The organism is Streptomyces sp. M41 (assembly GCF_043673425.1).
GTDB lineage: Bacteria > Actinomycetota > Actinomycetes > Streptomycetales > Streptomycetaceae > Streptomyces.
This window is the reverse complement of the sequence record NZ_JBIMKE010000004.1, coordinates 79794-102720: the sequence shown is the minus strand read 5'-3', so window position 1 is coordinate 102720 and position 22927 is coordinate 79794. Positions and strand designations below refer to the sequence as shown.

The window sequence follows — 22927 nt, the reverse complement described above, 5'->3', positions numbered from 1 at the left end:
TGGGACCGGGCCTTGATCCGGGTGTCGCCCGGGGGTGGGGGGTGTGCTGCGTCTGCGTTGAAGGCCGCGTAGGCCGGGTGGATGGCGTGTGCGGCGCCGCGGCCCGAGGCTGGGGCACGCCCTTGGTTCGGGGTTGATCGGGTCGACGTCGGGTGACGTCCGGGGTTGATCGGGTCGACGTCGGGTGACCGGGGCTTGCATGGGTCTGCCCTCCCGGGTGCGCTCCGGGAGGGCAGAGTGCGGGGGGCTCAGCCGTTGCGGGGGCCGGGGAAGGCGGTGGGCCTGGCCTCGTCGCGCAGACCGGGACTGCCGGCCGTCGGCTGCGTCGGCATCGAGCGGGCCGCGGGGACGGTGGGCACCGTGGGGAGGGGGGCGGTCGCGACGTTGACCGTGCGGGTTCCCGTGGGCTCGGTCGTGCGCTCGGGGTCGGCCGCTGCCTGCGCGGCGGCGCGGCGCGCGCCGTAACGGCGGTGTACCGCCTGCTTGGTGACGCCGAGGGCGGAACCCACCGCGTCCCAGGAGAAGCCGAGCGAGCGGTCGAAGTCCACGGCAGCCGTGACCAGGGTCTCGACACTGTCCCGCAGCTCCTGGGCGAGACGGACGGTCGGGGCGGGAGCGCGCCCATAGACGACGAAGCCCGTGGAGGGACCGGAGCGGCGGGGGCGGTAGACGTTGCCCAGCTGGGCGGTGAGCGTGCGCAGTGCGTCCACCTGCCGGCGGACCCGCTCGATGTCCCGCACCAGCAAGTGCAGGCTGGCCCGAGCCTGGGCGTCGTGGGTTGCGTGGTCGGCCATGAACAAGCCTCTCGAACCGGCGTTGAAAAGGAGTGGGCCGCCAAGACGGCGTGTGCGGCCCGATGTGGTCAACTCTTCCTTGACAACGCGGGATCGCTCCGCGGGTCACGCACTGGGGGCGTACGGGCATATGCCTACGCCCCGGCGCGAAGGTGCGTGCGCCGTGACGACCGGGTGTCTTCACCGCCTCAGCCGCGGCGGTTCACGGGTCGCGTCGCCCGCGTGAGGCCCTGAGTCAAGCGGACATAGACTTGTGCGTCACCCCGACCAACCCCGCCCGAGAGGCCCGTGCCCACCCATGAAGCTTGTCTTCGCCGGTACCCCCGAGGTCGCTGTTCCCGCTCTGGACGCTCTGCTCGCCTCCGGCCGGCACGAGGTGGCCGCCGTCGTCACGCGGCCCGACGCGCCGGCCGGGCGTGGGCGCAGGCTGGTGGCGAGCCCGGTGGCCGAGCGGGCCGAGGAGGCCGGCATCGAGGTGCTCAAGCCCGTCAGGCCGCGGGACCCCGAGTTCCTGGAGCGGCTGAGGGAGATCGCACCCGACTGCTGTCCCGTCGTCGCGTACGGCGCGCTGCTGCCGCGCGTCGCCCTCGACATCCCGGCCCATGGCTGGGTCAACCTGCACTTCTCGCTGCTGCCCGCCTGGCGGGGGGCGGCCCCCGTGCAGCACGCCATCATGGCCGGCGACGAGATCACCGGGGCCTCCACCTTCCTCATCGAGGAAGGGCTGGACTCCGGGCCCGTCTACGGCACCGTCACCGAGGAGATCCGGGCCACCGACACCAGCGGCGACCTGCTGACCCGCCTCGCCTTCGCCGGTGCCGGGCTGCTCGCCGCGACCATGGACGGCATCGAGGACGGCGCGCTGAAGGCCGTACCGCAGCCGTCCGAGGGGATCACCCTCGCGCCCAAGGTGAACGTCGAGGACGCCCACATCGACTGGACCGCGCCCGCCCTGCGCATCGACCGTCTCGTACGCGGGTGCACCCCCGCGCCCGGCGCCTGGACCGTCTTCCGGGGCGAGCGGCTGAAGCTCATCTCGGTGCAGCAGGTGGCCGGACGGGACGATCTCGCCCCGGGCGCGCTCTCCGTCGGCAAGAACAACGTGTACGTCGGGACCGGGTCGTACGCGGTCGAGCTGCTGTGGGTGCAGGCGCAGGGCAAGAAGCCGATGCGAGCGGCCGACTGGGCGCGGGGCGTGCGGATCGGCGACGGGGAGCGCGTCGGGGCGTGACCGGGCCGTGTGCCTGGGGGGTGGTGCGGCGTAGGCTGGGCGTACATCTCATCCAGCAATCCGGAGCACCTTTTTCGTGAGCGACACCTCCCGTCGGCCCCGTAAACCCGGCAAGCCCTACCGACGGCCCAAGAAGGACCCCGTCCGCGTCCTCGCCTTCGAGGCGCTGCGCGCCGTGGACGAGCGGGACGCGTACGCCAACCTCGTGTTGCCGCCGCTGCTGCGCAAGGCCCGGGAGCAGGGCGACTTCGACGGGCGGGACGCGGCGCTCGCGACCGAGCTGGTGTACGGGACGCTGCGCCGGCAGGGGACGTACGACGCCGTCATCGCGGCGTGCGTGGACCGGCCGCTGCGTGAGGTCGACCCGCCGGTGCTCGACGTGCTCAGCCTCGGTGCGCATCAGCTGCTCGGCACGCGGATTCCCACGCACGCCGCCGTGTCCGCGTCCGTGGAGCTCGCCCGTGTCGTGCTCGGCGACGGACGGGCCAAGTTCGTCAACGCCGTGCTGCGCAAGGTGTCCCAGGACGACCTCGACGGCTGGATCCAGCGGGTCGCGCCGCCCTACGACGACGATCCCGAGGACCATCTCGCCGTCGTGCACTCGCATCCGCGGTGGGTCGTCTCCGCGCTGTGGGACTCGCTCGGCGGCGGCCGGGACGGCATCGAGCGGCTGCTGGCGGCCGACAACGAGCGGCCCGAGGTGACCTTGGTCGCGCGGCCCGGGCGGGCCACCACCGAGGAGCTGCTCGGTACGGAGGCCGCGGTGGCGGGGCGTTGGTCGCCGTACGCCGTACGGCTCGCCGAGGGCGGGGAGCCCGGGGCCATCACGGCCGTACGGGAAGGCCGTGCGGGCGTGCAGGACGAGGGGAGCCAGCTGGTCGCCCTCGCGCTGGCCAACGCTCCTCTCGAGGGGCCCGACCGGAAGTGGCTCGACGGGTGTGCCGGGCCCGGTGGCAAGGCGGCACTGCTCGGCGCGCTGGCCGCGGAGCGGGGGGCCGTGCTGGTCGCCTCCGAGAAGCAGCCGCATCGGGCGGGGCTGGTGGCCAAGGCGTTGGCGGGCAACCCGGGGCCGTACCAGGTCATCGCCGCGGACGGGACGCGGCCTGCCTGGCGGGCCGGTTCCTTCGACCGGGTGCTGGTGGATGTTCCGTGCACCGGGCTGGGGGCGTTGCGGCGGCGGCCCGAGGCGCGGTGGCGGCGGCGCCCGGAGGATCTGGACGGATTCGCGCCGTTGCAGCGGGGGTTGTTGCGGGCGGCGCTGGACTCCGTGCGGGTGGGGGGTGTCGTCGGGTACGCCACGTGTTCGCCGCATCTCGCCGAGACCCGGGCGGTCGTCGATGACGTGGTCAAGCAGGTGGGCGAGGTCGAACTGCTGGATGCCCGGCTGCTGCTGCCGGGGGTGCCGGAGCTGGGGGAGGGGCCCGATGTGCAGTTGTGGCCTCATCTGCATGGGACCGATGCGATGTATCTGGCGCTGATCCGGCGGGTGGGGTGAGTTCGGCTGCGGGGAGTTCGGCTGCGGGGAGTTCGGCCGCGGTGATTTCGCCCCCGCCGCCCCTACCCGTCCCGTCCCCGGGGGCTGTCGCCCCCGGACCCCCGCTTCGGCCCTGAACGAGCCTCGTCCTCAAACGCCGGACGGGCTGAAACACCCCCGTCCTCCCGTGCCAGTCTGTGCGGCCACCACACCTTGGGGCCCACGTCCAGGAACAGGGACGTCACCAGGACCGAGCGGACGATGAAGGTGTCCAGGAGTACGCCCAGGGCCACGGCGAAGCCGATTTCGGCGAAGGCGACCATGGGGAGGGTGCCGAGGGCGGCGAAGGTGCCGGCGAGGACCAGTCCGGCCGAGGTGATCACCGCACCCGTGGCGGCGAGGCCGGTGACCACTCCGGCGCGGGTGCCCTGATGGGTGGCCTCCTCGCGGATCCGGGTCGTGAGGAAGATGTTGTAGTCGATGCCCAGGGCCACCAGGAAGACGAAGACGAACAGTGGGAAGTCGGTCGACTCGCCGGCGTAGTCGAACAGGTGGCGGAAGGCCAGCGCGCTGATGCCCAAGGCCGCCGCGAAGGACAGGATCACCGTGCCGATCAGCAGGAGCGGGGCGATCAGGGCACGCAGCAGGGCGCAGAGGATCAGGAGCACGACCAGCAGGACCAGCGGGATGATCAGGATGTTGTCGTGCGTCGTCGCCCGGTCCATGTCCAGCAGGGCAGCCGTACCGCCGCCGACCTTGGCGTCGGCGTCCGGCACCGCGTGGACGGCGTCGCGTACCCGCTCCACGGTCTGCTTCGCGGCCTCGCTGTCGGACGGGGCCGACATGGTCGCCTCGAAGAGCACCTTGCCGTCGTGGAGCGGCTTGGTGCCCGGTGGCAGGCCCAGGGAGTCAGGGACCACGCCCGGTGTCCCGGCGACCGCCCGGCCCACCTGTTCCGCCTGGGCCCGGTTGCTGACGATGACCAGCGGGTCGCCGCTGCCGGCCGGGAAGTAGCGTGCGGAGACCTCCTGGCCGGTGATCGAGTCCGGCTTGTCGGTGAACGCGTCCGCATTGCTCAGCCCCTCCGCGCGCAGCTGGATCAGGCCGAGGGAGCAGATCGCCAGCGCGATCGCCGTGACGATCCAGACCATGCGGGGGCGGTGCGAGATACGGCGGCCCAAGCGCGCCCAGATGCCCCGCTCGTGGGGGTGTTCCGCGCCCAGGCGCGGGACGACCGGCCAGAAGATCCAGCGGCCGAAGACGACCAGGAGGGCCGGGAACAGGGTCAACATGGCCGCCAGGCCCACCGCCACGCCGACCGCCGCCACCGGGCCGAGGCCGCTCGTCGAGTTCATCTCCGCCGCCAGCAGCACCAGCATGCTCAGGACGACGGTCGCGCCGGAGGCGATCACCGCCGGGCCGGCGCGGTGCAGGGCGAGGGCCATCGCCTCGTGGCGGTCCTCGTGCCGGTGCAGTTCCTCGCGGTAGCGGGCCACCAGGAGGAGCGCGTAGTCGGTGCCCGCGCCGAACACCAGGACCGTGAGGATGCCGGCGCTCTGGCCGTTGACGGTCAGGCCGCCGTGTTCCGCGAGGAGATAGACGAAGGCCTGCGCGGTGAACAGGGCGACGACCACGGAGACGAGGGGGATCAGAAGCAGGGTCGGGCTTCGGTAGGTGATCAGGAGCATGACGATGACGACCGCCATCGCCGACAGCAGCAGGGTGGAGTCGATGCCCTCGAAGGCGTCGGCGAAGTCGGCGGACGTGCCCCCGGGACCGGTGATGTGCACGGCCAGTCCGCCGCCGCCCTCACCGACGATGTCCCGGATGGAGTCGACGGCGGGCGCGATGCGCTCCCAGCCCTTCTCGTCCATGGTGATCGGCACGTAGATCTGGGCAGCCCGCGGGTCCACCTCGCGGTCGAAGACCGGGCCGCGGGTCTCGGCACCGCGGATGCCGTGGTCGGTCAGCTGCTCGAGCTCCGCCACGTCCTCGTTGATCGCCGCCCGGTCCTGTGCCGTCAGCCCCCCGTCACGGGCGAGGACGACGACCGCGGGGATCTGCTCCGGCCTGAAGTTCTCGGAGATCTCCAGGACTTGGGTGGACTCGGCCGAGCCGGGCAGCCAGGACGCCGCGTCGTTGTCCTGGGCGTCGGCCAGCTTCTGGGCGAAGGGCGCCGTCAGGAACAGCACGATCAGCCACAGGACGAGCACCACCCACTTGGCGCGCCGCCCGCAGACCAGATGCGCGACACCCGGTCTCCCCGGCACCGGCGGGCGCTTCTCCTGGATCTCCGTCATGGCCACCCCCGCAGCCCTCTGTGGCGCCGGTCGGCAGCCCAGCATGGCACGGGCGAACCGGACACAACATCCGATGAACGTCTCAGGTCTGTACCGGGGCGAACAATCGTGCTCCGGCATGGCAGTCTTGGGTCATGGCCGTGCAGATCAACCCCAGCATCCTGTCCGCCGACTTCGCTCGCCTCGCGGACGAGGCGAAGGCGGTGCAAGGAGCCGACTGGCTCCATGTCGACGTCATGGACAACCATTTCGTCCCGAACCTCACGCTCGGTGTCCCGGTCGTAGAGTCCCTGGCCCGCGCGACGGACACCCCGCTGGACTGCCATCTGATGATCGAGGCCCCCGATCGGTGGGCGCCCCAGTACGTCGAAGCGGGGGCCTCTTCCGTCACCTTCCATGTCGAGGCCGCCGCGGCACCCGTGCGGCTGGCCCGGGAGATCCGGGCCAAGGGCGCCCGTGCCTCGATGGCGCTCAAGCCCGCGACGCCCATCGAGCCGTACGAGGACCTGCTCCCCGAGCTCGACATGCTGCTGATCATGACGGTCGAGCCGGGCTTCGGTGGTCAGGCGTTTCTCGACATCATGCTTCCGAAGATTCGCCGCACCCGCGAGTTGATCAGCAAGCACGGCCTTCAGCTGTGGCTCCAGGTGGACGGCGGAGTCTCCGCCTCGACCATCGAGCGGTGTGCCGAGGCGGGCGCCGACGTCTTCGTCGCCGGTTCGGCGGTGTACGGCGCCGATGACCCTGCCGAAGCGGTTCGTGCGCTGCGTGCTCAGGCGGAGACGGTCACCAAGACCGCCGCCTGGGCATGCGACCACTGAGCCAAGACAACGTGAACGGCGCCCATCAGGGCGGATCAAGAGCGCCGGATCTGCAAGGATGAACGGCGAATCCAGAGTGTGAACAGCAGTGAGGAGATCGCCGTGTCGGGTATGTCGGCGGGCCGGTCAGCCATGCGGATGGGACCCGCTGAGCTGGTGCAGGCGGCGGCCATGGCCCGCCGCTTCTACCTCGAGGGCAAGTCCAAGATCCAGATCGCGGAGGAGTTCGGCGTCAGCCGCTTCAAGGTGGCCCGGGTCCTGGAGACCGCTCTCGAACGGGATCTGGTGCGCATCGAGATCCGTGTGCCGGCCGAGCTGGACGCGGAGCGCTCGGACGCGCTGCGTGCCCGCTACGGCCTCAGGCACGCCGTCGTGGTCGAGTCCCCGGCCGAGGCCGAGGAGACGCCCGACCCCGAGAACCTGGGAGAAGTGGCCGCCGACCTGCTCGGCGAGCTCGTGAACGAAGGTGATGTGCTGGGCCTGGCCTGGGGCCGGTCCACCATCCACATGGCCGCGGCGCTGGACCGGCTGCCGCCGTGCACGGTGGTGCAGTTGACGGGCGTCTACGACGCCGGGACCGCCGAGCGCGGCTCGGTCGAGGCGGTCCGCCGGGCCGCACAGGTGTCGGGCGGCGACGCCCACCCCATCTACGCGCCGATGCTGCTGCCGGACGCGGCCACCGCGGGGGCGCTGCGCCACCAGACCGGGATCGCCCGGGCCTTCGACTACTTCGACAAGGTCACGGTCGCCTGCGTCTCCATCGGCTCCTGGGAGCCGGGCATCTCCACGGTGCACGACATGCTCAGCGACGAGGAGCGGGCCCACTACGCCTCGCTCGGTGTCGCCGCCGAGATGTCCGCGCACCTCTTCGACGCCGAGGGACGCCGGGTCGGACGGGACCTGGGGGAGCGGTGCATCACCGTCAAGGCCGATCAGCTCCGCCGTATCCCCGAGGTCGTCGCGATCGCGGGCGGGCAGCGCAAGGGGCCCGCCATCGACGCGGTGCTGCGGTCCGGACTCGTCACCAGCCTGGTGACGGACACCTCGGCGGCGGACTACCTCATGACGGCCGGTACGCCACCGAGGCCCACGCTCAACAGGTCCGACCCGGACGGGAACTGACGGAACAACAGGAGGGGGCGGCCGTCGGCCGTCCCCTCGCTTCGCTCATCGACGATCACTGGGAGCTGGGCGGTACCGATATGACGGAACTCGTGGTCACGCTGGACCTCGATGGGGTCGCGGACAAGCCGGGCCTGATGGACCGCTGCGCCGAGACCCTGGAGCTGCCCGACTGGTTCGGCCGCAACTGGGACGCCCTGGCCGACAGCCTCTCCGACCCCACCGTGTGGCCCGCCGATGCCGCCCATGGGCTCCTGGTCGTCGTGCGGAACTGGCGGCCGTACGCGAAGGCGCGGCCGGAGGAGTGGGAGATCGCTCAGGAGGTGTTCTCCGCCGCCGTGGACCGGGCGTCGTCGCTCACCGTGATGCTTGCTCTCGGAGGATCCTCCTAGGGCCCCTCTGACCTGCTTGTATGAAGCGACCGTGCATCGCATTCCGGTCAGCATGGGACAATGAAGTACGTGCTCTTCCCCCTGGCTGACCTGTCCGGGGGCCACCTCTGATCGACTGGGATGTGCAGCACGTGCGTTTCCTCAATGACATCCAGCCCCCGTACGACCTGACGTACGACGACGTCTTCATGGTCCCGAGCCGCAGCGCGGTCGGCTCGCGGCAGGGCGTGGACCTCACCTCCCCGGACGGCACGGGCACCACGATCCCGCTGGTCGTCGCCAACATGACCGCCATCGCCGGCCGCCGTATGGCCGAGACGGTGGCCCGGCGCGGCGGCCTGGTGGTCATCCCGCAGGACATCCCGATCGACGTGGTGACCGATGTCGTCTCCTGGGTGAAGAGCCGCCATCACGTGCTCGACACCCCGATCGTGCTGGCCCCCCACCAGACCGTCGCCGACGCGCTGGCCCTGCTGCCCAAGCGGGCGCACAACGCCGGTGTGGTCGTCGACGAGCACGGCAAGCCGATCGGCGTGGTCACCGACGCCGACCTGTCCGGCGTGGACCGCTTCACCCAGCTCGAAGTGGTGATGTCCCGGGACCTGCTGATCATCGACGCGGACCTCGACCCGCGTGAGGCCTTCAACACCCTCGACCACCACAACCGGCGCTATGCCCCGGCCGTGGACGCCGAGGGCCGTCTGGCGGGCATCCTCACCCGCAAGGGCGCCCTGCGCGCCACGCTGTACACCCCGGCCGTCGACGCCGGCGGCAGGCTGCGCATAGCCGCCGCCGTGGGCATCAACGGCGATGTGGCGGGCAAGGCCAAGCAGCTGCTCGACGCGGGCGTGGACACGCTGGTCATCGACACCGCCCACGGCCACCAGGAGTCGATGATCGCCGCGATCAGGACCGTGCGGGCGCTCGACCCGCAGGTGCCGATCGTCGCGGGCAACATCGTCGCCGCCGAGGGTGTGCGGGATCTCGTCGAGGCCGGCGCCGACATCATCAAGGTCGGTGTGGGCCCGGGCGCGATGTGCACGACCCGCATGATGACCGGCGTCGGCCGGCCGCAGTTCTCGGCGGTCCTGGAGTGCGCCGCCGAGGCGAAGAAGTACGGCAAGCACGTGTGGGCCGACGGTGGCATCCGGCACCCGCGCGACGTGGCCATGGCGCTCGCGGCCGGTGCGTCCAACGTGATGGTCGGCTCCTGGTTCGCCGGCACCTACGAGTCGCCGGGCGACCTCCAGCAGGACGCCGACGGCCGCCTCTACAAGGAGTCGTTCGGCATGGCGTCCGCGCGCGCCGTGCGCAACCGCACGTCCGAGGAGTCGTCCTACGACCGGGCCCGCAAGGCGCTGTTCGAGGAGGGCATCTCCACCTCCCGCATGTTCCTCGACCCGGCCCGCCCCGGCGTGGAGGACCTGATCGACTCGATCATCGCGGGTGTGCGGTCGTCCTGCACCTACGCGGGCGCGGGCTCCCTGGAGGAGTTCGCCGAGAAAGCCGTCGTCGGCATCCAGAGCGCGGCCGGCTACGCGGAGGGCAAGCCCCTGCACGCCAGCTGGAGCTGACCCCTCGGCAACACCTGCTCGTACGGCCCCTGTTGTCCCGCCCGCCGGGAGGACGGGGGCCGTTGCGCGGGCCGGGCTCACGCCCTCCAGCTCGGGTCCGGCTGTGTTCGGGCGTCTGCGGGCGTGCGTGGGCGTTCGCGCAGTTCCCCGCGCCGCTGAAGGGACGTCCGCTGCTTGCGCCTCAAGGGGCGCGGGAACTGCGCGACAGGCCCCCGCGCACCGGCACCCCGCAACGGTCGAAAGCCTCCCTGCAACGAACACCCACCCAGCCGCCAGACACGCAATGATCATGCGGGCACACGCAAGGTTGCTGCATTTCACCAGCAACGCCGATCCTCGTAGGCTGTCGCCTCGTACGTGGCGTGGCAGGGACCCCGCTCGGTGGGTCCCTGCTCCCAGGGGTACCGCCGGTCCCTGCCGCCCCCAGTGGCAGCGATAAGGAGCCAGCGCGTGCTCGACCAAGGCGCACCCCCGCAGAATCCAAGCCCGACCGGCGCCCCGGCGCCCCTCGGTGTCGGCGCGCGCCTCATGCGCCGCAAGCCCGTGGAACACCTGGTCGCAGAGGGTGGCCAGGGTGAGGGAGGGTCGCTGCGGCGCTCCCTCGGCATGTGGCAGCTCACCATGATCAGCATCGGTGCCACCCTCGGCACCGGCATCTTCGTGGTCCTCGGTGACGCCGTTCCCGAGGCGGGCCCCGCGGTCACCCTGGCCTTCGTGATCGCCGGCCTCACGGCGTTGTTCTCGGCCCTGTCCTACGCCGAGCTGGCGGGCAGCATCCCGGTCGCGGGCTCCTCGTACTCGTATGCGTACGCAACGATGGGCGAGCTCGTCGCCTGGGTCTGCGGCTGGTGCCTGGTGCTCGAGTACGGCGTCTCGGTGGCCGCCGTCGCCGTCGGCTGGGGCGAGTACCTCAACGAGCTGCTCGACGGGACCATAGGCGTCACCATCCCGTCGGTGCTGTCCTCGGCGCCCGGTGAGGGCGGCATCATCAACCTGCCCGCGCTGATCGTCGTCCTGCTGGCGATGATCTTCCTGCTCGGTGGCGTCCGCGAGTCCGCCCGCGCCAACACGATCATGGTCGCCGTCAAGATCGCCGCGCTGGTGCTGTTCTGCGCGGTCGGCTTCATGGGCTTCAAGTCCGGCAACTACGCCGACTTCATGCCGCTCGGCATGGCGGGCGTGAGCGCCGCCGGTGCCACGCTGTTCTTCTCCTACATCGGCTTCGACGCCGCCTCCACCGCCGGTGAGGAGGCCAAGGACCCCAAGCGGGACCTGCCGCGAGCCATCATGCTGTCGCTGATCATCGTCACCGCGCTGTACGTGCTCGTCGCGGGTGTCGCCGTCGGCGCCTGGCACTGGACGAAGTTCGAGGGCTCCAGCGCCTCCCTCGCCGCGATCATGAACGACGTCAGCGGACAGACCTTCTGGGGCACCCTGCTCGCGCTCGGCGCGGTCATCTCCATCGCGAGCGTCGTGCTGACCGTGCTCTACGGCCAGACCCGCATCCTGTTCGCCATGTCCCGCGACGGCCTCGTCCCTAAGGCGCTCGGCAAGGTCCACAAGAAGACCGGCGCGCCCCGCCTCAACACGATCATCGTGTCCGTCTTCTGCGGTGCGCTCGCCGCCCTGATCCCGCTGGGCAAGCTGGTCGACGCCACCAGCATCGGCACGCTGTTCGCCTTCGCCCTGGTCAACATCGCGGTGATCATCCTGCGCTACCGGCGCCCGGAGCTCGAGCGCACGTTCAAGGTGCCGTTCGGACCGGTGCTGCCGATCCTCGGCTTCCTGTTCTGCGCGTACAACATGCTCAGCCTCGACACCGTCACCTGGGTGGTCTTCGGGTTCTGGATGGTGGCCGGTCTCGTGTTCTACTTCGGGTACGGCTATCGCCGTTCGCGTCTCGCCGCAGCGGACGCACCCGTCGCGCCAGAAGTGAAGTGAACCACCCGCAGTGCTGAACGATCTCGACGAACGCATCGTGCACGCCCTCGCCGAGGACGCCCGCCGCTCCTACGCGGACATCGGGCAACTGGTCGGCCTGTCCGCGCCCGCCGTGAAACGGCGCGTGGACCGGCTGCGTGCCACCGGGGCCATCACCGGGTTCACCGTACGGGTGGACCCCTCGGCCCTCGGCTGGGAGACCGAGGGGTTCGTCGAGATCTACTGCCGGCACAACACCTCACCGGACACGATCCGGCGAGGTCTGGAGCGGTACCAGGAGGTGGTGGCCGCGTCCACCGTCACCGGGGACGCCGACGCGGTCGTGCAGGTCTTCGCCTCCGACATGCGGCACTTCGAGCGGGTCCTGGAGCGGATCGCGGGGGAGCCGTTCGTGGAGCGGACCAAGTCGGTGCTGGTGCTGTCCCCGCTGCTGAGGCGCTTCTCCTCCGGGTCACCGACCTAGGGCCCTTCCGATGGCTCTCCGCGGCGTCGCGACGCCCGGCACGCCCTCTCGCCGCACCGGACAAGAGCCCTGGTAGCTCCGCTACGACGCCTTCCGCCCGGCACGCCGAGAGCACGCACCGAACGCCGCTCCTTCTCCCGCGGAGAGCCATCAGAAGGGCCCTGGCGCCTCGCGGCGGTGCCGGGTCTCGTCCCGGGCCGGCCGGGACCTTTCGCGCAGCTCCCCGCGTCCCTACCGGGCGCGTTCGCGCACCCTTCTCAGCATGCTCCGTACGGCCAGCGCGTGGCCGCCCGTGCTGATCGCCAGTCGCCGGTAGACGGCGCCCGCCGGGCCGGGGAAACGCGCCCGGGTCTCGGCCCGCAGCCGTGTGTGGCCTCGGCCGGTTTCCTCCAGGCGGAAGATCAGGGCGTACGTCGAGAAGGGGTGGCGTCCCACCAGGGCCAGCTCGCGGCAGGGGGACGCAACCGCCACCCGGAAGCCCCGGGCGCCCTCCATCAGGACGGCCAGCTCACGCCAGACGGCGTCGGGGGCCGCCTCGGCGATGGTGGTGTGCTCGTCGACGAACGGCAGGGCGGAAATGTCGGAGGCGTCCATGCGGGAAGTCTCGTCCGCCTGGCCCGGCCACGGCCTCCTCCGCCAGGCGGAGCCTGATGGCCGTGCGGCGGAGAAGGGTGACCCGCGGCGACTGGCTCGTGCGGCGGTCGCCTGCGCGCGAGCACCGGAATCCCCCTGCACGTATGAGCCGGTTCCGCCTACCATCGGTGCCATGACCTGGCGACATTGATACTCCAGCGCCGCCTCCCGAGGGCCACCCCGGGCGCCGTACCTCCGGCGTCCGAACTGTCCCTGCGGGAAGGCCCCATGACACTCTCACCTGCACGCGTGCCCGCCACCGGCGTCCGCCGCCTCACGGCCACGCTGTACGCATACGCGTTCCTCGACGACTTCGTCCTGCTCTACCCGGTGTACGCGCTGCTGTTCGCCGACACCGGCCTGTCGCTCTGGCAGATCTCGTCCCTGTTCGCCCTGTGGTCGCTCACCGGCGTCGTCCTTGAGGTCCCCTCCGGCGCCTGGGCCGACGCGGTCTCGCGCCGGCTGCTGCTGTGGGTCGGCCCGCTGCTCACGGCCGCCGGCTTCGGGCTGTGGGTGCTGGTGCCGTCGTACTGGGCGTTCGCGCTTGGCTTCGTGCTGTGGGGCGCCGGCGGAGCACTCGGCTCCGGTGCGCTGGAGGCGCTGGTGTACGAGGAGCTGGACCGGCTCGGCGCCGCCGACCGGTACCCGCGGGCCATGGGACGTGCCCATGCCGCACGCCTCGTGGCCACGGTCCTCGCGGTGGGCCTCGCCGGCCCGGTGTTCGCGACGGGGGGCTACACGGCGGTCGGTGCCGCCAGTGTGCTGGCCGCCCTGCTGACCGCGGCGACGGCGACCCGGTTCCCGGAGCACCGGGCGCCGACGGCCGGCGGTGACAGCTGGACCGCCACTCTGCGGTCCGGACTGGCCGCCGCCCGCCGCGACCGGTCCCTGCGGGGCGCGTTGCTGCTGGTGCCGGCGGTCGGTGCGGTGTGGGGCGCCCTCGACGAGTACACGCCGCTGCTGGTGCGGGAGACCGGAGTGCCGGACGCGCTGGTGCCCTACCTGCTCATGCTGATCTGGGCGGGAGCCACCGCCGGCAGCCTGCTCGCCGGGCGCGCCGCGTCCCTCGGCACCAACGGACTCGCCGCGATGCTCGCCTGCGCGGCCCTCGCCCTGGCCGTGGGCGCCGGGGCGGGCACCCCGGCCGGGCTCGCCCTGGTGGCCCTCGCCTTCGGCGGCTTCCAGCTGGCCACCGTGCTCGCCGACGTCCGCCTCCAGCACCGCCTCCAGGACAGCGAGCGGGCCACCCTCACCTCGCTCGCGGGGCTCGGCACCGACCTGTCGACGGTCGCCGTGTACGGCGGCTACGCGATCCTCGGCGGGGCCGCCGCGCACGGCACCGTCTTCGCCGTGTTCGCGGTGCCGTACCTGGTGACGGCGCTGCTGCTGAGCCGGGCGGCTAGAGCGGGGGGTTCCACGGCACGACCCTGAAGTCGCCCGTCCCCTTGCGGACCTTCTCGAAGGGCGCGGAGCTCACGCACTTGGGCAGTCCCTCCATATCGGCGGGGCTGCCCGTCGCCGCCCAGCTGTAGCCGAGGCGGTCGTGCCGGCCGACGTCATGGACGGTGACGCCGACCCGCTTGCCCTCGGCGCCCGGCAGATCGGAGTCGGTGATGACGCCGGAGACGACGGCCACCTTGCCGCCGGTGACCAGACAGTCGACCTTCGCCGTCGCCCGGGCGCCGAAGTCCTTCAGGTAGTGGCTGAACTCGAAGGTGCCGGTCGCCTTCGTCGGATCGTCGGCGTCCTTCGCCGCCAGGTGCGCGTCGAAGGAGAACGTGATGTCGTCGCCCGCCGAGCGGTACAGCTTGGCGGTGCCGGTGAGGGCGGCGGCCTCCCGTTCCCGTGGGGCGTCCTCGGACGCGGTCGCGGCCGACGCCGCCCCGGTGGTGAGCAGCAGTGCGGAGCCGAGCAGGACGATCTTCGTACGGCGCTTCATCGCGGGCCTTTCCGCTGGTCAAGTGGACGATGACCACTCTCCCGGCCCGGTGCCCGCACCACATCGAGCCGAGGAGGGGACCTCGCCTCCACCGCCCGGCGGGGACGCCCGCCGATGCCTGCGCCCCCAGGAGGAGCGGAACTGCGCCCGCGGTCGCGCAACGAATCGCCGCCCACCCCCTCACGCACGCAACGAACAGCTCACCGGCGCGCAACGGCTCCTCCTTGTCCGCCCTGGTCAGCCGCCCGTACCGTCTACGTGGTCGCTACATGTGGCCCCGACCCCCCTTCCGCCCGGTGAGGAACACGCATGCGCACCGCCCTGCTCCAGAGCTCCGGCCGCCCCGGCTCGACCGTCGAGAACCTCAAGGTCCTCGACGAGGCCGCGGGCCGCGCTGCCGCCGCGGGCGCCGGGCTGCTGGCCGCACCGGAGATGTTCCTGACCGGGTACGCGATCGGCGACGACATCGGCCGCCTCGCCGAGGCCGCCGACGGCGACTGCGCGGACGCCGTCGCGGAGATCGCGACGCGCCACGGCCTCGCGGTCGTCTACGGCTATCCCGAGCGCGAGGGCGACGTCGTCTTCAACTCCGCCCAGCTGATCTCCGCCGACGGCACCCGGCTCGCCAACTACCGCAAGACCCACCTCTTCGGCTGCTTCGAGCGCGACCACTTCACGCCGGGCGAGCGGCAGATCGTGCAGGCCGAGATCGACGGCGTCCGCGTCGGCATCCTGATCTGCTATGACGTCGAGTTCCCGGAGAACGTCCGTGCCCATGCCCTGGCCGGCACCGACCTGCTCGTCGTGCCGACCGCGCAGATGCACCCGTTCCAGTTCGTCGCCGAGTCGATGATCCCGGTGCGGGCCTTCGAGAACCAGATGTACGTCGCGTACGTCAACCGGGTCGGCCGGGAAGGGGAGTTCGAGTTCGTCGGCCTCTCCACCCTCGCCGGTCCCGACGGGGTCGCCCGCACCCGTGCCGGGCGCGACGAGGAACTCGTCCTCGCCGATGTCGACCCCGTCCTCCTCGCCGCCTCCCGCGAATCGAACCCGTATCTGAAGGACCGCCGCCCGGGTCTCTACGGGTCGCTCGTCTGAACCGCCCCACCGCTTCCCCTGTCGCAGTCGCAGTCGCAAGGAGCCGTACCCCCATGACGTCCACGGTGCCCAACGCCGTCCAGCACGCCGACGAGCAGCAGCCGCCGATCACCATGTTCGGCCCTGACTTCCCGTACGCGTACGACGACTTCCTCGCCCACCCGGCGGGCCTCGGTCAGATACCCGCGACCGAGCACGGCACCGAGGTCGCGGTCATCGGCGGCGGGCTCTCCGGGATCGTGGCCGCGTACGAGCTGATGAAGATGGGGCTCAAGCCGGTCGTGTACGAGGCCGACGAGATCGGCGGACGGCTGCGCACCGTCGGCTTCGAGGGCTGCGACGAGTCCCTGACCGCCGAGATGGGCGCGATGCGCTTCCCGCCGTCCTCCACGGCGCTCCAGCACTACATCGACCTGGTGGGCCTGAAGACCAGCCCGTTCCCCAACCCGCTTGCCGAGTCGACCCCTTCCACGGTGGTCGACCTCAAGGGCGAGTCGCACTACGCCGAGACCATCGACGACCTTCCGCAGGTCTACCGGGACGTCGCCGAGGCCTGGAACAAGTGCCTCGAAGAGGGCGCCGACTTCTCCGACATGAACCGCGCCATGCGGGAGCGCGACGTGCCGCGCATCCGCGAGATCTGGGCGAAGCTCGTCGAGAAGCTCGACAACCAGACCTTCTACGGCTTCCTCTGCGACTCCGAGGCCTTCAAGTCCTTCCGGCACCGCGAGATCTTCGGCCAGGTCGGCTTCGGCACCGGCGGCTGGGACACCGACTTCCCGAACTCCATCCTGGAGATCCTGCGCGTCGTCTACACCGAGGCCGACGACCACCACCGCGGCATCGTCGGCGGCTCCCAGCAGCTGCCGCTGCGGCTGTGGGAGCGTGAGCCGGAGAAGATCGTCCACTGGTCCTACGGCACCTCGCTGGCGAGCCTGCACGACAACGGCGAGCCCCGCCCGGCCGTGACCCGGCTGCACCGCACCTCGGGCAACCGGATCACCGTGACCGACGCGAACGGCGACATCCGCACCTACCAGGCGGCGATCTTCACCGCGCAGTCCTGGATGCTGCTGTCGAAGATCGCCTGCGACGACTCGCTCTTCCCGATCGACCACTGGACGGCGATCGAGCGCACCCACTACATGGAGAGCTCGAAGCTGTTCGTCCCGGTGGACCGGCCCTTCTGGCTCGACAAGGACGAGGAGACGGGCCGGGACGTCATGTCGATGACGCTCACCGACCGCATGACGCGCGGCACCTACCTCCTCGACGACGGCCCGGACAAGCCCGCCGTCATCTGCCTCTCCTACACCTGGTGCGACGACAGCCTGAAGTGGCTGCCGCTGTCCGCGAACGAGCGGATGGAGGTCATGCTGAAGTCGCTCGGCGAGATCTACCCGAAGGTCGACATCCGGAAGCACATCATCGGCAACCCGGTGACGGTCTCCTGGGAGAACGAGCCCTACTTCATGGGCGCCTTCAAGGCCAACCTGCCCGGCCACTACCGCTACCAGCGGCGCCTGTTCACCCACTTCATGCAGGACCGGCTGCCCGAGGACAAGCGGGGCATCTTCCTCGCCGGCGACGACATCTCCTGGACGGCCGGCTGGGCCGAGGGCGCGGTCCAGACGGCACTGAACGCCGTCTGGGGCGTCATGCACCACTTCGGCGGGGCGACCGACGCGACCAACCCGGGCCCGGGCGACGTCTACGACGAGATCGCGCCGGTCGAGCTGCCGGAGGACTGAGACCGCGGCCCGGCCGCCGGCTCTCGCATCTGCTGGACCGTCGGCCGGGCCGGCTGCTCGATCGGCGGCCGGGTCCCGTGTACCGGAAGCGGCCGGACCATCACGGCAGCGGCGTCAGCATCATGCGGCCCGCGAACCCCACCGCCGCGTCCAGCCGCTCCGTGAACTCCTCGTCCAGGTCCGGCATTCGGCGCAGCGCCCACAACGCCCGCGCCGCCGACCAGGTCGCGTCCCGGGCCCGGTCCAGACTCCACGAGCCGAGCAGATGCGTCAGCGGATCGGCGATCTGGAGGAGGTCGGGGCCCGGCATCAGATCTTCGCGGATGCGCTCCTCCAGCGAGACGAGGAGATCACCCACCCGCTCGAACTCGTCCTCCAGGTCGACGGGTTCGCAGCCGAGGCTACGACAGGCGTCCACCACGGCCAGCGGGAGATCGTGCCCGATGTGCGCATTGATGCCCGCGAGCGCGAACTGAAGCGGTCGTACGCCGGGGTGGCGGCGCATCTGGAACAGGGGGCGCCAGCAGGCGGGCGGGCGCCGGGCTTCCTCGGCCCGTTCGACCGCCGCCAGGTACCGCTCCGCGAACCGCACGTCCAGCGTGATCGCGGCCCGCGCGTCCGGGAACCGGCCGCGGTCGATGTGCCGGTCGACCGCCTCCGTGACGGTGAGGTAGACACGGTTGAACACCGCAACTCCGTCCCGTTCGGGGAGGGTTGAATCGAGGGCGCGCATACGGGAGATGATCGCGTCCACGGGTGTGGTGAATTGTTCGCACAGCGCCATGGGGGCAGAGTCCCAGCTTTAGGCTGACGCGAGCGTCGGCGGGCCCGGCGCTTCCCCAGAACGGGGGAACATGCCCGCCGTCCGGGGAGGGGAACAGGACGGTGCCAGGCTTACGCGCCCAGCGACTGGCCGCACGCAGGTCCGAGCGCAGAAGGGCGGCGCGGCGCCACGCCATGGTCGTCGCGGCCTCGGCCGTGGTCGCCCTCGGCACCGTGACCGGCATGATGTCCGCGCTCGACGCCACAGAGCGCTCCGACGAGGCCGGGCCGCCCCGGGTGACGCGTTCGCCGAGCCTGGAGTCCCTGCCGCTGATGCCCTCGCCGTCCCCGTCGGTCACGAAATCCCCTTCGCCCACGCCCGCTTCACCGACACCGAAGACGAAGACGGCCAGGACGGCCACCCCGACCCCGGCGTCGACCGGGACCGAGCAGAAGGGGCAGCAGACCGCCGCCGTGTCCCCCCGCCTCTACCGTCATCCCGAATCCCAGGTGCTCGACTGGGTCCGCGACAACGGGGCCGACCCCCGCCACGCGGTCATCCAGGCACGGATCGCCGCCCAGCCGGCCGCCGTCTGGTTCGCCGACTTCACCCCGGACACCATCACCGCCCGGGTCCGCGCGGTCACTTCGGGCGGGTCGGCGCGGGGCCGGGTGCCCGTCGTCGTGCCGTACGCCGTCCCGGACCGCGACTGCGGCGGGCACTCCCAGGGCGGGGCGCCCGATCTCGACGCCTACGACGACTGGATCGACCGGTTCGCCGCCGGGCTGGGCACCGGCGATGTCATCGTGATCCTGGAGCCCGACTCCATAGCCCAGTCCGAGTGCCTCTCCGCCGCCCGCCGCGCCGACCGCTTCGCCTCGTTGGCCCGCGCCGGCCGCGCCTTCAAGGCCGCGAACCCCAAGGCCCGCGTCTACTACGACGCCGGGCACTCCGGCTGGCACGCCCCCGGCGAGCAGGCACAGTGGCTGAAGCAGGCCGGAGCCGCCTCGACGGCGTCCTCCGACGGCATCTTCAGCAATGTCTCCAACTTCCACACCACCGCCGACGAGATCGCCTACGACCGCCAGGTCCTGGACTCACTCGGCGGCCCGGCGGGCCTCGGGGCCGTCATCGACACCAGCCGCAACGGCACCGGGGCCCCGGCCGACGGCGAGTGGTGCGACCCGGCCGGACGCAAGCTGGGCCGGGCGCCGACGCTCAGCACGGGCGAGGCACGGATCGACGCCTACCTGTGGGTGAAACTGCCGGGGGAGTCGGACGGCTGCAAGGGCAGGCCCGGGACCTTCACGGCGTCGTACGCCTATGACTTGGCGCGCTGAGTGCCCTCGCCGGGAGCGCGTTCCTCGGCGTCGCCGTTGTCGCCGGGCTCGTCGTAGGAGGACGTGCCCTCGTCGAGCAGCGGGTGCTGTGTCTTGAGGTGGGCCGGAGCGAACGCCCGCAGCGCGTGGTAGCCGGTGATGACGACCAGCGTGCCCAGCGCGATGCCGCTCAGCTCGAAGGTGTCGGTGAACTCCAGGGTGACGTTGCCGACACCGATGATGATGCCCGCCGCGGCCGGCACCAGGTTGAGCGGATTGCGCAGGTCCACCTTGGCGTTGATCCAGATCTGCGCGCCGAGCAGGCCGATCATGCCGTACAGGATGACGGTGATGCCGCCGAGGACACCGCCCGGGACGGCGGCGACGACCGCGCCGAACTTGGGGCACACGCCGAAGAGCAGCGCGAATCCGGCGGCGGCCCAGTAGGCGGCGGTCGAGTAGACGCGGGTCGCGGCCATCACGCCGATGTTCTCGGAGTACGTGGTGTTGGGCGGGCCGCCCACCGCCGTGGAGAGCATCGAGGCGGCGCCGTCCGCGGAGATCGCGGTGCCGAGCTTGCCGTCCAGGTTGTCGCCGGTCATCTCGCCGACCGCCTTGACGTGCCCGGCGTTCTCGGCGACCAGGGCGATCACGACCGGCAGCGCGACCAGGATCGCGGACCACTGGAAGGACGGGCCGTGCAGATCCGGCAGACCGATCCAGTCGGCCTTCGCGACACCGGAGAGGTCGAGCCGCCAGTGGTCGGTGACCTTGCCGCTCGCGTCGACCGAGTGGATCCTGCCGAAGACCCGGTCGAAGGCCCAGGAGATGCCGTAGCCGAAGACCAGGCCCATGAAGATCGCGATGCGGGACCAGAAACCCCGCAGACAGACCACCGCCAGACCGGTGAACAGCATGACCAGCAGCGCCGTCCACTGGTCCTGCGGCCAGTAGGTGGAGGCCGTCACCGGGGCGAGGTTGAAGCCGATCAGCATCACGACGGCGCCGGTGACGATCGGCGGCATCGCGGCATGGATGATCCGCGCCCCGAACCGCTGCACGGCGAGACCGGCCAGGAACAGCGCCACCCCGACCACGAAGACCGCGCCGGTCACCACCGCGCTCGAACCGCCGTCGGCCCGGATGACCGCCGCGACGCCCACGAAGGAGAGGGAGCAGCCGAGGTAGCTGGGCACCCGGCCGCGGGTGGCGACCAGGAAGACGACCGTCGCGACGCCGGACATCATGATCGCCAGGTTGGGGTCGAGCCCCATCAGGACCGGCGCCACGAACGACGCTCCGAACATGGCCACCACATGCTGGGCGCCGAGCCCGACCGTGCGGGGCCAGGAGAGCCGCTCGTCGGGCCGGACCACGGCTCCGGGCGCCGGGGTGCGTCCGTCGCCGTGCAGTTTCCAGCGGACGCCGAGATCCATGGTGCGGTATCGCTTTCGTCGTGCGAACGAGTGTCCGGACCATTGTCAGGGACACCGACAGCGCTGCCGACCGGGGCGGATTCGAGTGGTCCCGGCCGGCCCGCCCTGTTCCGGCTGGTCCGGCCTGATCCGGGCCGCCGAGGATCAGGGTGAGCGTCCGCTTAGGATGGTGGGTGTCCTCTCGTACGTCCCAGGAGCCCCGCACGTGACCGCCGAAGCCCCGATCATGCCCGCCCTGTCCTACGGCCGGCTCATGCCCGTCACCGTCCACTTCGACGACCTGGACGCACTCGGCCTGCTGCACAACGCCCGCTACCCGCTGCTGGTCGAGCGCGCCTGGGTCGAGCTGTGGCAGGAGAACGGGTTCCGCTTCGAGGGCGACTGGGTGGCGGCCGGCGACGCCTGCAACGCCGTCAAGGAACTGCGCATCGGCTACGAGGCGCCGGTCACCAAGCCCGGCACCTACGCCGTCCACCTCTGGCTGGAGCGGCTCGGCACCACCGGCCTGACCTACGGCTTCCGCTTCTGCTCGGCCGACGGCTCGGTGACCTACGCCCACGGCAGCCGGGTGCTGGTCCGGCTGGACGCCGGGACGCTGCGCCCGGCGCCGTGGAGCGACGCCTTCAGGGCCGCGGGTCGGGAACTGCTGCGTCCGGCCGGCTGACCTTCGGGCGGTCACGGTCACCGGCGCGCAGGACGCCCGCGAAGGCGACGAGGCCGAACGACAACACGGTGACCAGGCAGAAGGACACCATCAGGCTGGTCGCCTGGGCGATCCCGCCGATCGCACTCGGGGCGACCAGACCCGAGGTGTACGTGATCGTCGCGACGCCCGCGATGGCCAGGGAGGGGTTCGGGCCGCTGCGGCCGGCCGCGGCGAAGCACAGCGGCACGACCACGGCGATGCCCAGACCCAGCAGGGCGAAGCCGGTCATGGCCAGGGCCGGCATGTCCGACACGACGACGAGCAGCCCGCCCAGTGTGGCGAGGAAGCCGCCGAAGCGGACCGTGCGGACGGCGCCGTAGCGGTCCACCACCTTGTCGCCGACGAGCCGGGCGACCGCCATGGTGAGGGTGAAGCCGGTGGTGCAGGCCGCGGCGAGTCCGGCCGAGGTGCCGAGCTGGTCCTGGAGATAGACCGCCGACCAGTCCAGGCTCGCGCCCTCCGCGAAGACCGCGCAGAACCCGACCGCGCCGATGAGCAGTGCCGAGCGGGGCGGCAGCGCGAACCGGGGCGGCGGCTCCTCGTCCTCGGCGGGCTGGAGGTCGAGCACCCACTGGCAGGCGACCAGGCCGAGGAGGGTCAGGGTGGCCGCGGCGAGTGCGTGGTGCAGGCGGGCGTCCGAGCCGAGGTGCGCCGCCAGGGTGCCGGCCGCCGAGCCGATCAGTGCGCCGGCGCTCCACATGCCGTGCAGGCCGGACATGATCGACCGGTTCAGACGGGTCTCGACCTCGACGCCGAGCGCGTTCATCGCCACGTCCGCCATGCCCGCCGTGGCGCCGAAGGTGAACAAGGCCAGGCAGAGCGTCAGGAGGTTGGGGGCGAGGGACGGCAGCGTGAGGGCGAGCGTCCACAGGGCCATCAGTCCGCGCAGCGCGTTGCGGGCGCCGAAGCGGTGACTGATGCTGCCCGCCAACGGCATCGCGACGGAGGCGCCGAGCGCGGGGAAGGCGAGCGCGAGCCCCAACTGGCCCGCGCTGACGCCGGCATGGTCCTGGATCCACGGCACGCGTGTCGCGAACGAGCCGGTGACGGCACCGTGCACGGCGAAAACGGAGGCCACGGCGTACCGGGCGCGTTTCACCTCGCGAAGGTCGTAGACCGCTTGACTCATTGTGCGACCCTTCCTGATCCCTACGTCCGTGCGTCCGGCCG

Annotated in this window: 20 protein-coding genes; 13 read left to right on the top strand and 7 right to left on the bottom strand. The window is 71.6% G+C overall.

Annotated features, from left to right (window positions below):
• Window positions 1-248: 248 nt before the first annotated feature.
• Window positions 249-794 (bottom strand): hypothetical protein, encoded by a 546-nt coding sequence (locus tag ACHBTE_RS06975; RefSeq protein WP_394722573.1) that lies wholly within the window; start codon window positions 792-794, stop codon window positions 249-251.
• Between the two features lie 298 nt (window positions 795-1092).
• Between ACHBTE_RS06975 and fmt the strand changes: the two genes are divergently transcribed.
• The gene (fmt, locus tag ACHBTE_RS06970) at window positions 1093-2025 is read left to right on the top strand and encodes a methionyl-tRNA formyltransferase (protein WP_394722572.1); all 933 of its coding nucleotides are present in this window, start codon (window positions 1093-1095) and stop codon (window positions 2023-2025) included.
• 76 nt (window positions 2026-2101) lie between these two features.
• Window positions 2102-3520 carry an RsmB/NOP family class I SAM-dependent RNA methyltransferase gene (locus ACHBTE_RS06965; protein ID WP_394722570.1) on the top strand — a complete coding sequence of 473 codons (1419 nt, stop codon included), beginning with the start codon at window positions 2102-2104 and terminating at the stop codon, window positions 3518-3520.
• Window positions 3521-3582: 62 nt separating this feature from the next.
• Here the strand turns inward: ACHBTE_RS06965 and ACHBTE_RS06960 are convergent, their stop codons facing one another.
• Window positions 3583-5799 (bottom strand): MMPL family transporter, encoded by a 2217-nt coding sequence (locus tag ACHBTE_RS06960; protein ID WP_394722569.1) that lies wholly within the window; start codon window positions 5797-5799, stop codon window positions 3583-3585.
• Between the two features lie 134 nt (window positions 5800-5933).
• Between ACHBTE_RS06960 and rpe the strand changes: the two genes are divergently transcribed.
• From rpe to ACHBTE_RS06930, 6 genes are all read left to right on the top strand, one after another.
• On the top strand, window positions 5934-6620 hold the full coding sequence (rpe, locus tag ACHBTE_RS06955) for a ribulose-phosphate 3-epimerase (RefSeq protein WP_394722568.1): 687 nt from the start codon (window positions 5934-5936) through the stop codon (window positions 6618-6620).
• A 78-nt stretch (window positions 6621-6698) separates the two neighbouring features.
• Window positions 6699-7742, top strand: a complete 1044-nt coding sequence (locus ACHBTE_RS06950; RefSeq protein WP_394722567.1) for a sugar-binding transcriptional regulator — start codon at window positions 6699-6701, stop codon at window positions 7740-7742.
• Between the two features lie 80 nt (window positions 7743-7822).
• Window positions 7823-8134 (top strand): barstar family protein, encoded by a 312-nt coding sequence (locus ACHBTE_RS06945; RefSeq protein WP_394722566.1) that lies wholly within the window; start codon window positions 7823-7825, stop codon window positions 8132-8134.
• A 131-nt stretch (window positions 8135-8265) separates the two neighbouring features.
• A complete protein-coding gene (locus ACHBTE_RS06940) occupies window positions 8266-9708 on the top strand; it encodes a GuaB1 family IMP dehydrogenase-related protein (RefSeq protein WP_394722565.1) in 1443 nt (480 codons plus the stop codon).
• A gap of 450 nt (window positions 9709-10158) precedes the next feature.
• A complete protein-coding gene (locus ACHBTE_RS06935) occupies window positions 10159-11649 on the top strand; it encodes an amino acid permease (RefSeq protein ID WP_394722564.1) in 1491 nt (496 codons plus the stop codon).
• Between the two features lie 10 nt (window positions 11650-11659).
• Window positions 11660-12112 (top strand): Lrp/AsnC family transcriptional regulator, encoded by a 453-nt coding sequence (locus ACHBTE_RS06930; RefSeq protein WP_048581051.1) that lies wholly within the window; start codon window positions 11660-11662, stop codon window positions 12110-12112.
• A 231-nt stretch (window positions 12113-12343) separates the two neighbouring features.
• Here the strand turns inward: ACHBTE_RS06930 and ACHBTE_RS06925 are convergent, their stop codons facing one another.
• Complete coding sequence (locus ACHBTE_RS06925) at window positions 12344-12706, bottom strand: hypothetical protein (protein ID WP_394722563.1); 363 nt, start codon at window positions 12704-12706, stop codon at window positions 12344-12346.
• Between the two features lie 267 nt (window positions 12707-12973).
• Between ACHBTE_RS06925 and ACHBTE_RS06920 the strand changes: the two genes are divergently transcribed.
• Window positions 12974-14176, top strand: a complete 1203-nt coding sequence (locus ACHBTE_RS06920; RefSeq protein ID WP_394722562.1) for an MFS transporter — start codon at window positions 12974-12976, stop codon at window positions 14174-14176.
• Here ACHBTE_RS06920 and ACHBTE_RS06915 read toward each other — a convergent pair.
• The gene (locus tag ACHBTE_RS06915; RefSeq protein WP_394722561.1) at window positions 14145-14684 is read right to left on the bottom strand and encodes a Repetin; all 540 of its coding nucleotides are present in this window, start codon (window positions 14682-14684) and stop codon (window positions 14145-14147) included. The genes ACHBTE_RS06920 and ACHBTE_RS06915 overlap by 32 nt on opposite strands.
• Before the next feature lie 309 nt (window positions 14685-14993).
• On the opposite strand from ACHBTE_RS06915, the gene ACHBTE_RS06910 reads away from it, so the two are divergent.
• A complete protein-coding gene (locus ACHBTE_RS06910) occupies window positions 14994-15782 on the top strand; it encodes a carbon-nitrogen hydrolase family protein (RefSeq protein ID WP_394722560.1) in 789 nt (262 codons plus the stop codon).
• Between the two features lie 53 nt (window positions 15783-15835).
• On the top strand, window positions 15836-17533 hold the full coding sequence (locus ACHBTE_RS06905; protein ID WP_394722559.1) for a flavin monoamine oxidase family protein: 1698 nt from the start codon (window positions 15836-15838) through the stop codon (window positions 17531-17533).
• 100 nt (window positions 17534-17633) lie between these two features.
• On the opposite strand, the gene ACHBTE_RS06900 is transcribed toward ACHBTE_RS06905, so the two are convergent.
• The gene (locus ACHBTE_RS06900; protein WP_394722557.1) at window positions 17634-18317 is read right to left on the bottom strand and encodes a DUF5995 family protein; all 684 of its coding nucleotides are present in this window, start codon (window positions 18315-18317) and stop codon (window positions 17634-17636) included.
• 173 nt (window positions 18318-18490) lie between these two features.
• Here ACHBTE_RS06900 and ACHBTE_RS06895 point away from each other — a divergent pair, with 173 nt between their 5' ends.
• A complete protein-coding gene (locus ACHBTE_RS06895; RefSeq protein WP_394722874.1) occupies window positions 18491-19636 on the top strand; it encodes a glycoside hydrolase family 6 protein in 1146 nt (381 codons plus the stop codon).
• Here the strand turns inward: ACHBTE_RS06895 and ACHBTE_RS06890 are convergent.
• Window positions 19618-21051 (bottom strand): uracil-xanthine permease family protein, encoded by a 1434-nt coding sequence (locus ACHBTE_RS06890; protein ID WP_394722556.1) that lies wholly within the window; start codon window positions 21049-21051, stop codon window positions 19618-19620. The two genes, ACHBTE_RS06895 and ACHBTE_RS06890, sit on opposite strands and share 19 nt — an antisense overlap.
• A 205-nt stretch (window positions 21052-21256) precedes the next feature.
• Here ACHBTE_RS06890 and ACHBTE_RS06885 point away from each other — a divergent pair, with 205 nt between their 5' ends.
• Window positions 21257-21715, top strand: a complete 459-nt coding sequence (locus tag ACHBTE_RS06885; protein ID WP_394722555.1) for an acyl-CoA thioesterase — start codon at window positions 21257-21259, stop codon at window positions 21713-21715.
• Here the strand turns inward: ACHBTE_RS06885 and ACHBTE_RS06880 are convergent.
• A complete protein-coding gene (locus ACHBTE_RS06880; protein ID WP_394722554.1) occupies window positions 21675-22886 on the bottom strand; it encodes an MFS transporter in 1212 nt (403 codons plus the stop codon). The two genes, ACHBTE_RS06885 and ACHBTE_RS06880, sit on opposite strands and share 41 nt — an antisense overlap.
• Between the last annotated feature and the right edge of the window lie 41 nt (window positions 22887-22927).

What these genes read in the sequence shown, in the direction of transcription:
- ACHBTE_RS06975 (WP_394722573.1), bottom strand. Translation starts at nt 794, where the DNA reads ATGGCCGACCACGCAACCCACGACGCCCAGGCTCGGGCCAGCCTGCAC.
- ACHBTE_RS06895 (WP_394722874.1), top strand. Translation starts at nt 18,491, where the DNA reads ATGGTCGTCGCGGCCTCGGCCGTGGTCGCCCTCGGCACCGTGACCGGC.
- ACHBTE_RS06890 (WP_394722556.1), bottom strand. Translation starts at nt 21,051, where the DNA reads ATGGATCTCGGCGTCCGCTGGAAACTGCACGGCGACGGACGCACCCCG.
- ACHBTE_RS06880 (WP_394722554.1), bottom strand. Translation starts at nt 22,886, where the DNA reads ATGAGTCAAGCGGTCTACGACCTTCGCGAGGTGAAACGCGCCCGGTAC.
- ACHBTE_RS06960 (WP_394722569.1), bottom strand. Translation starts at nt 5,799, where the DNA reads ATGACGGAGATCCAGGAGAAGCGCCCGCCGGTGCCGGGGAGACCGGGT.
- ACHBTE_RS06925 (WP_394722563.1), bottom strand. Translation starts at nt 12,706, where the DNA reads ATGGACGCCTCCGACATTTCCGCCCTGCCGTTCGTCGACGAGCACACC.
- ACHBTE_RS06905 (WP_394722559.1), top strand. Translation starts at nt 15,836, where the DNA reads ATGACGTCCACGGTGCCCAACGCCGTCCAGCACGCCGACGAGCAGCAG.
- fmt (WP_394722572.1), top strand. Translation starts at nt 1,093, where the DNA reads ATGAAGCTTGTCTTCGCCGGTACCCCCGAGGTCGCTGTTCCCGCTCTG.
- ACHBTE_RS06945 (WP_394722566.1), top strand. Translation starts at nt 7,823, where the DNA reads ATGACGGAACTCGTGGTCACGCTGGACCTCGATGGGGTCGCGGACAAG.
- rpe (WP_394722568.1), top strand. Translation starts at nt 5,934, where the DNA reads ATGGCCGTGCAGATCAACCCCAGCATCCTGTCCGCCGACTTCGCTCGC.
- ACHBTE_RS06920 (WP_394722562.1), top strand. Translation starts at nt 12,974, where the DNA reads ATGACACTCTCACCTGCACGCGTGCCCGCCACCGGCGTCCGCCGCCTC.
- ACHBTE_RS06910 (WP_394722560.1), top strand. Translation starts at nt 14,994, where the DNA reads ATGCGCACCGCCCTGCTCCAGAGCTCCGGCCGCCCCGGCTCGACCGTC.
- ACHBTE_RS06915 (WP_394722561.1), bottom strand. Translation starts at nt 14,684, where the DNA reads ATGAAGCGCCGTACGAAGATCGTCCTGCTCGGCTCCGCACTGCTGCTC.
- ACHBTE_RS06900 (WP_394722557.1), bottom strand. Translation starts at nt 18,317, where the DNA reads ATGGCGCTGTGCGAACAATTCACCACACCCGTGGACGCGATCATCTCC.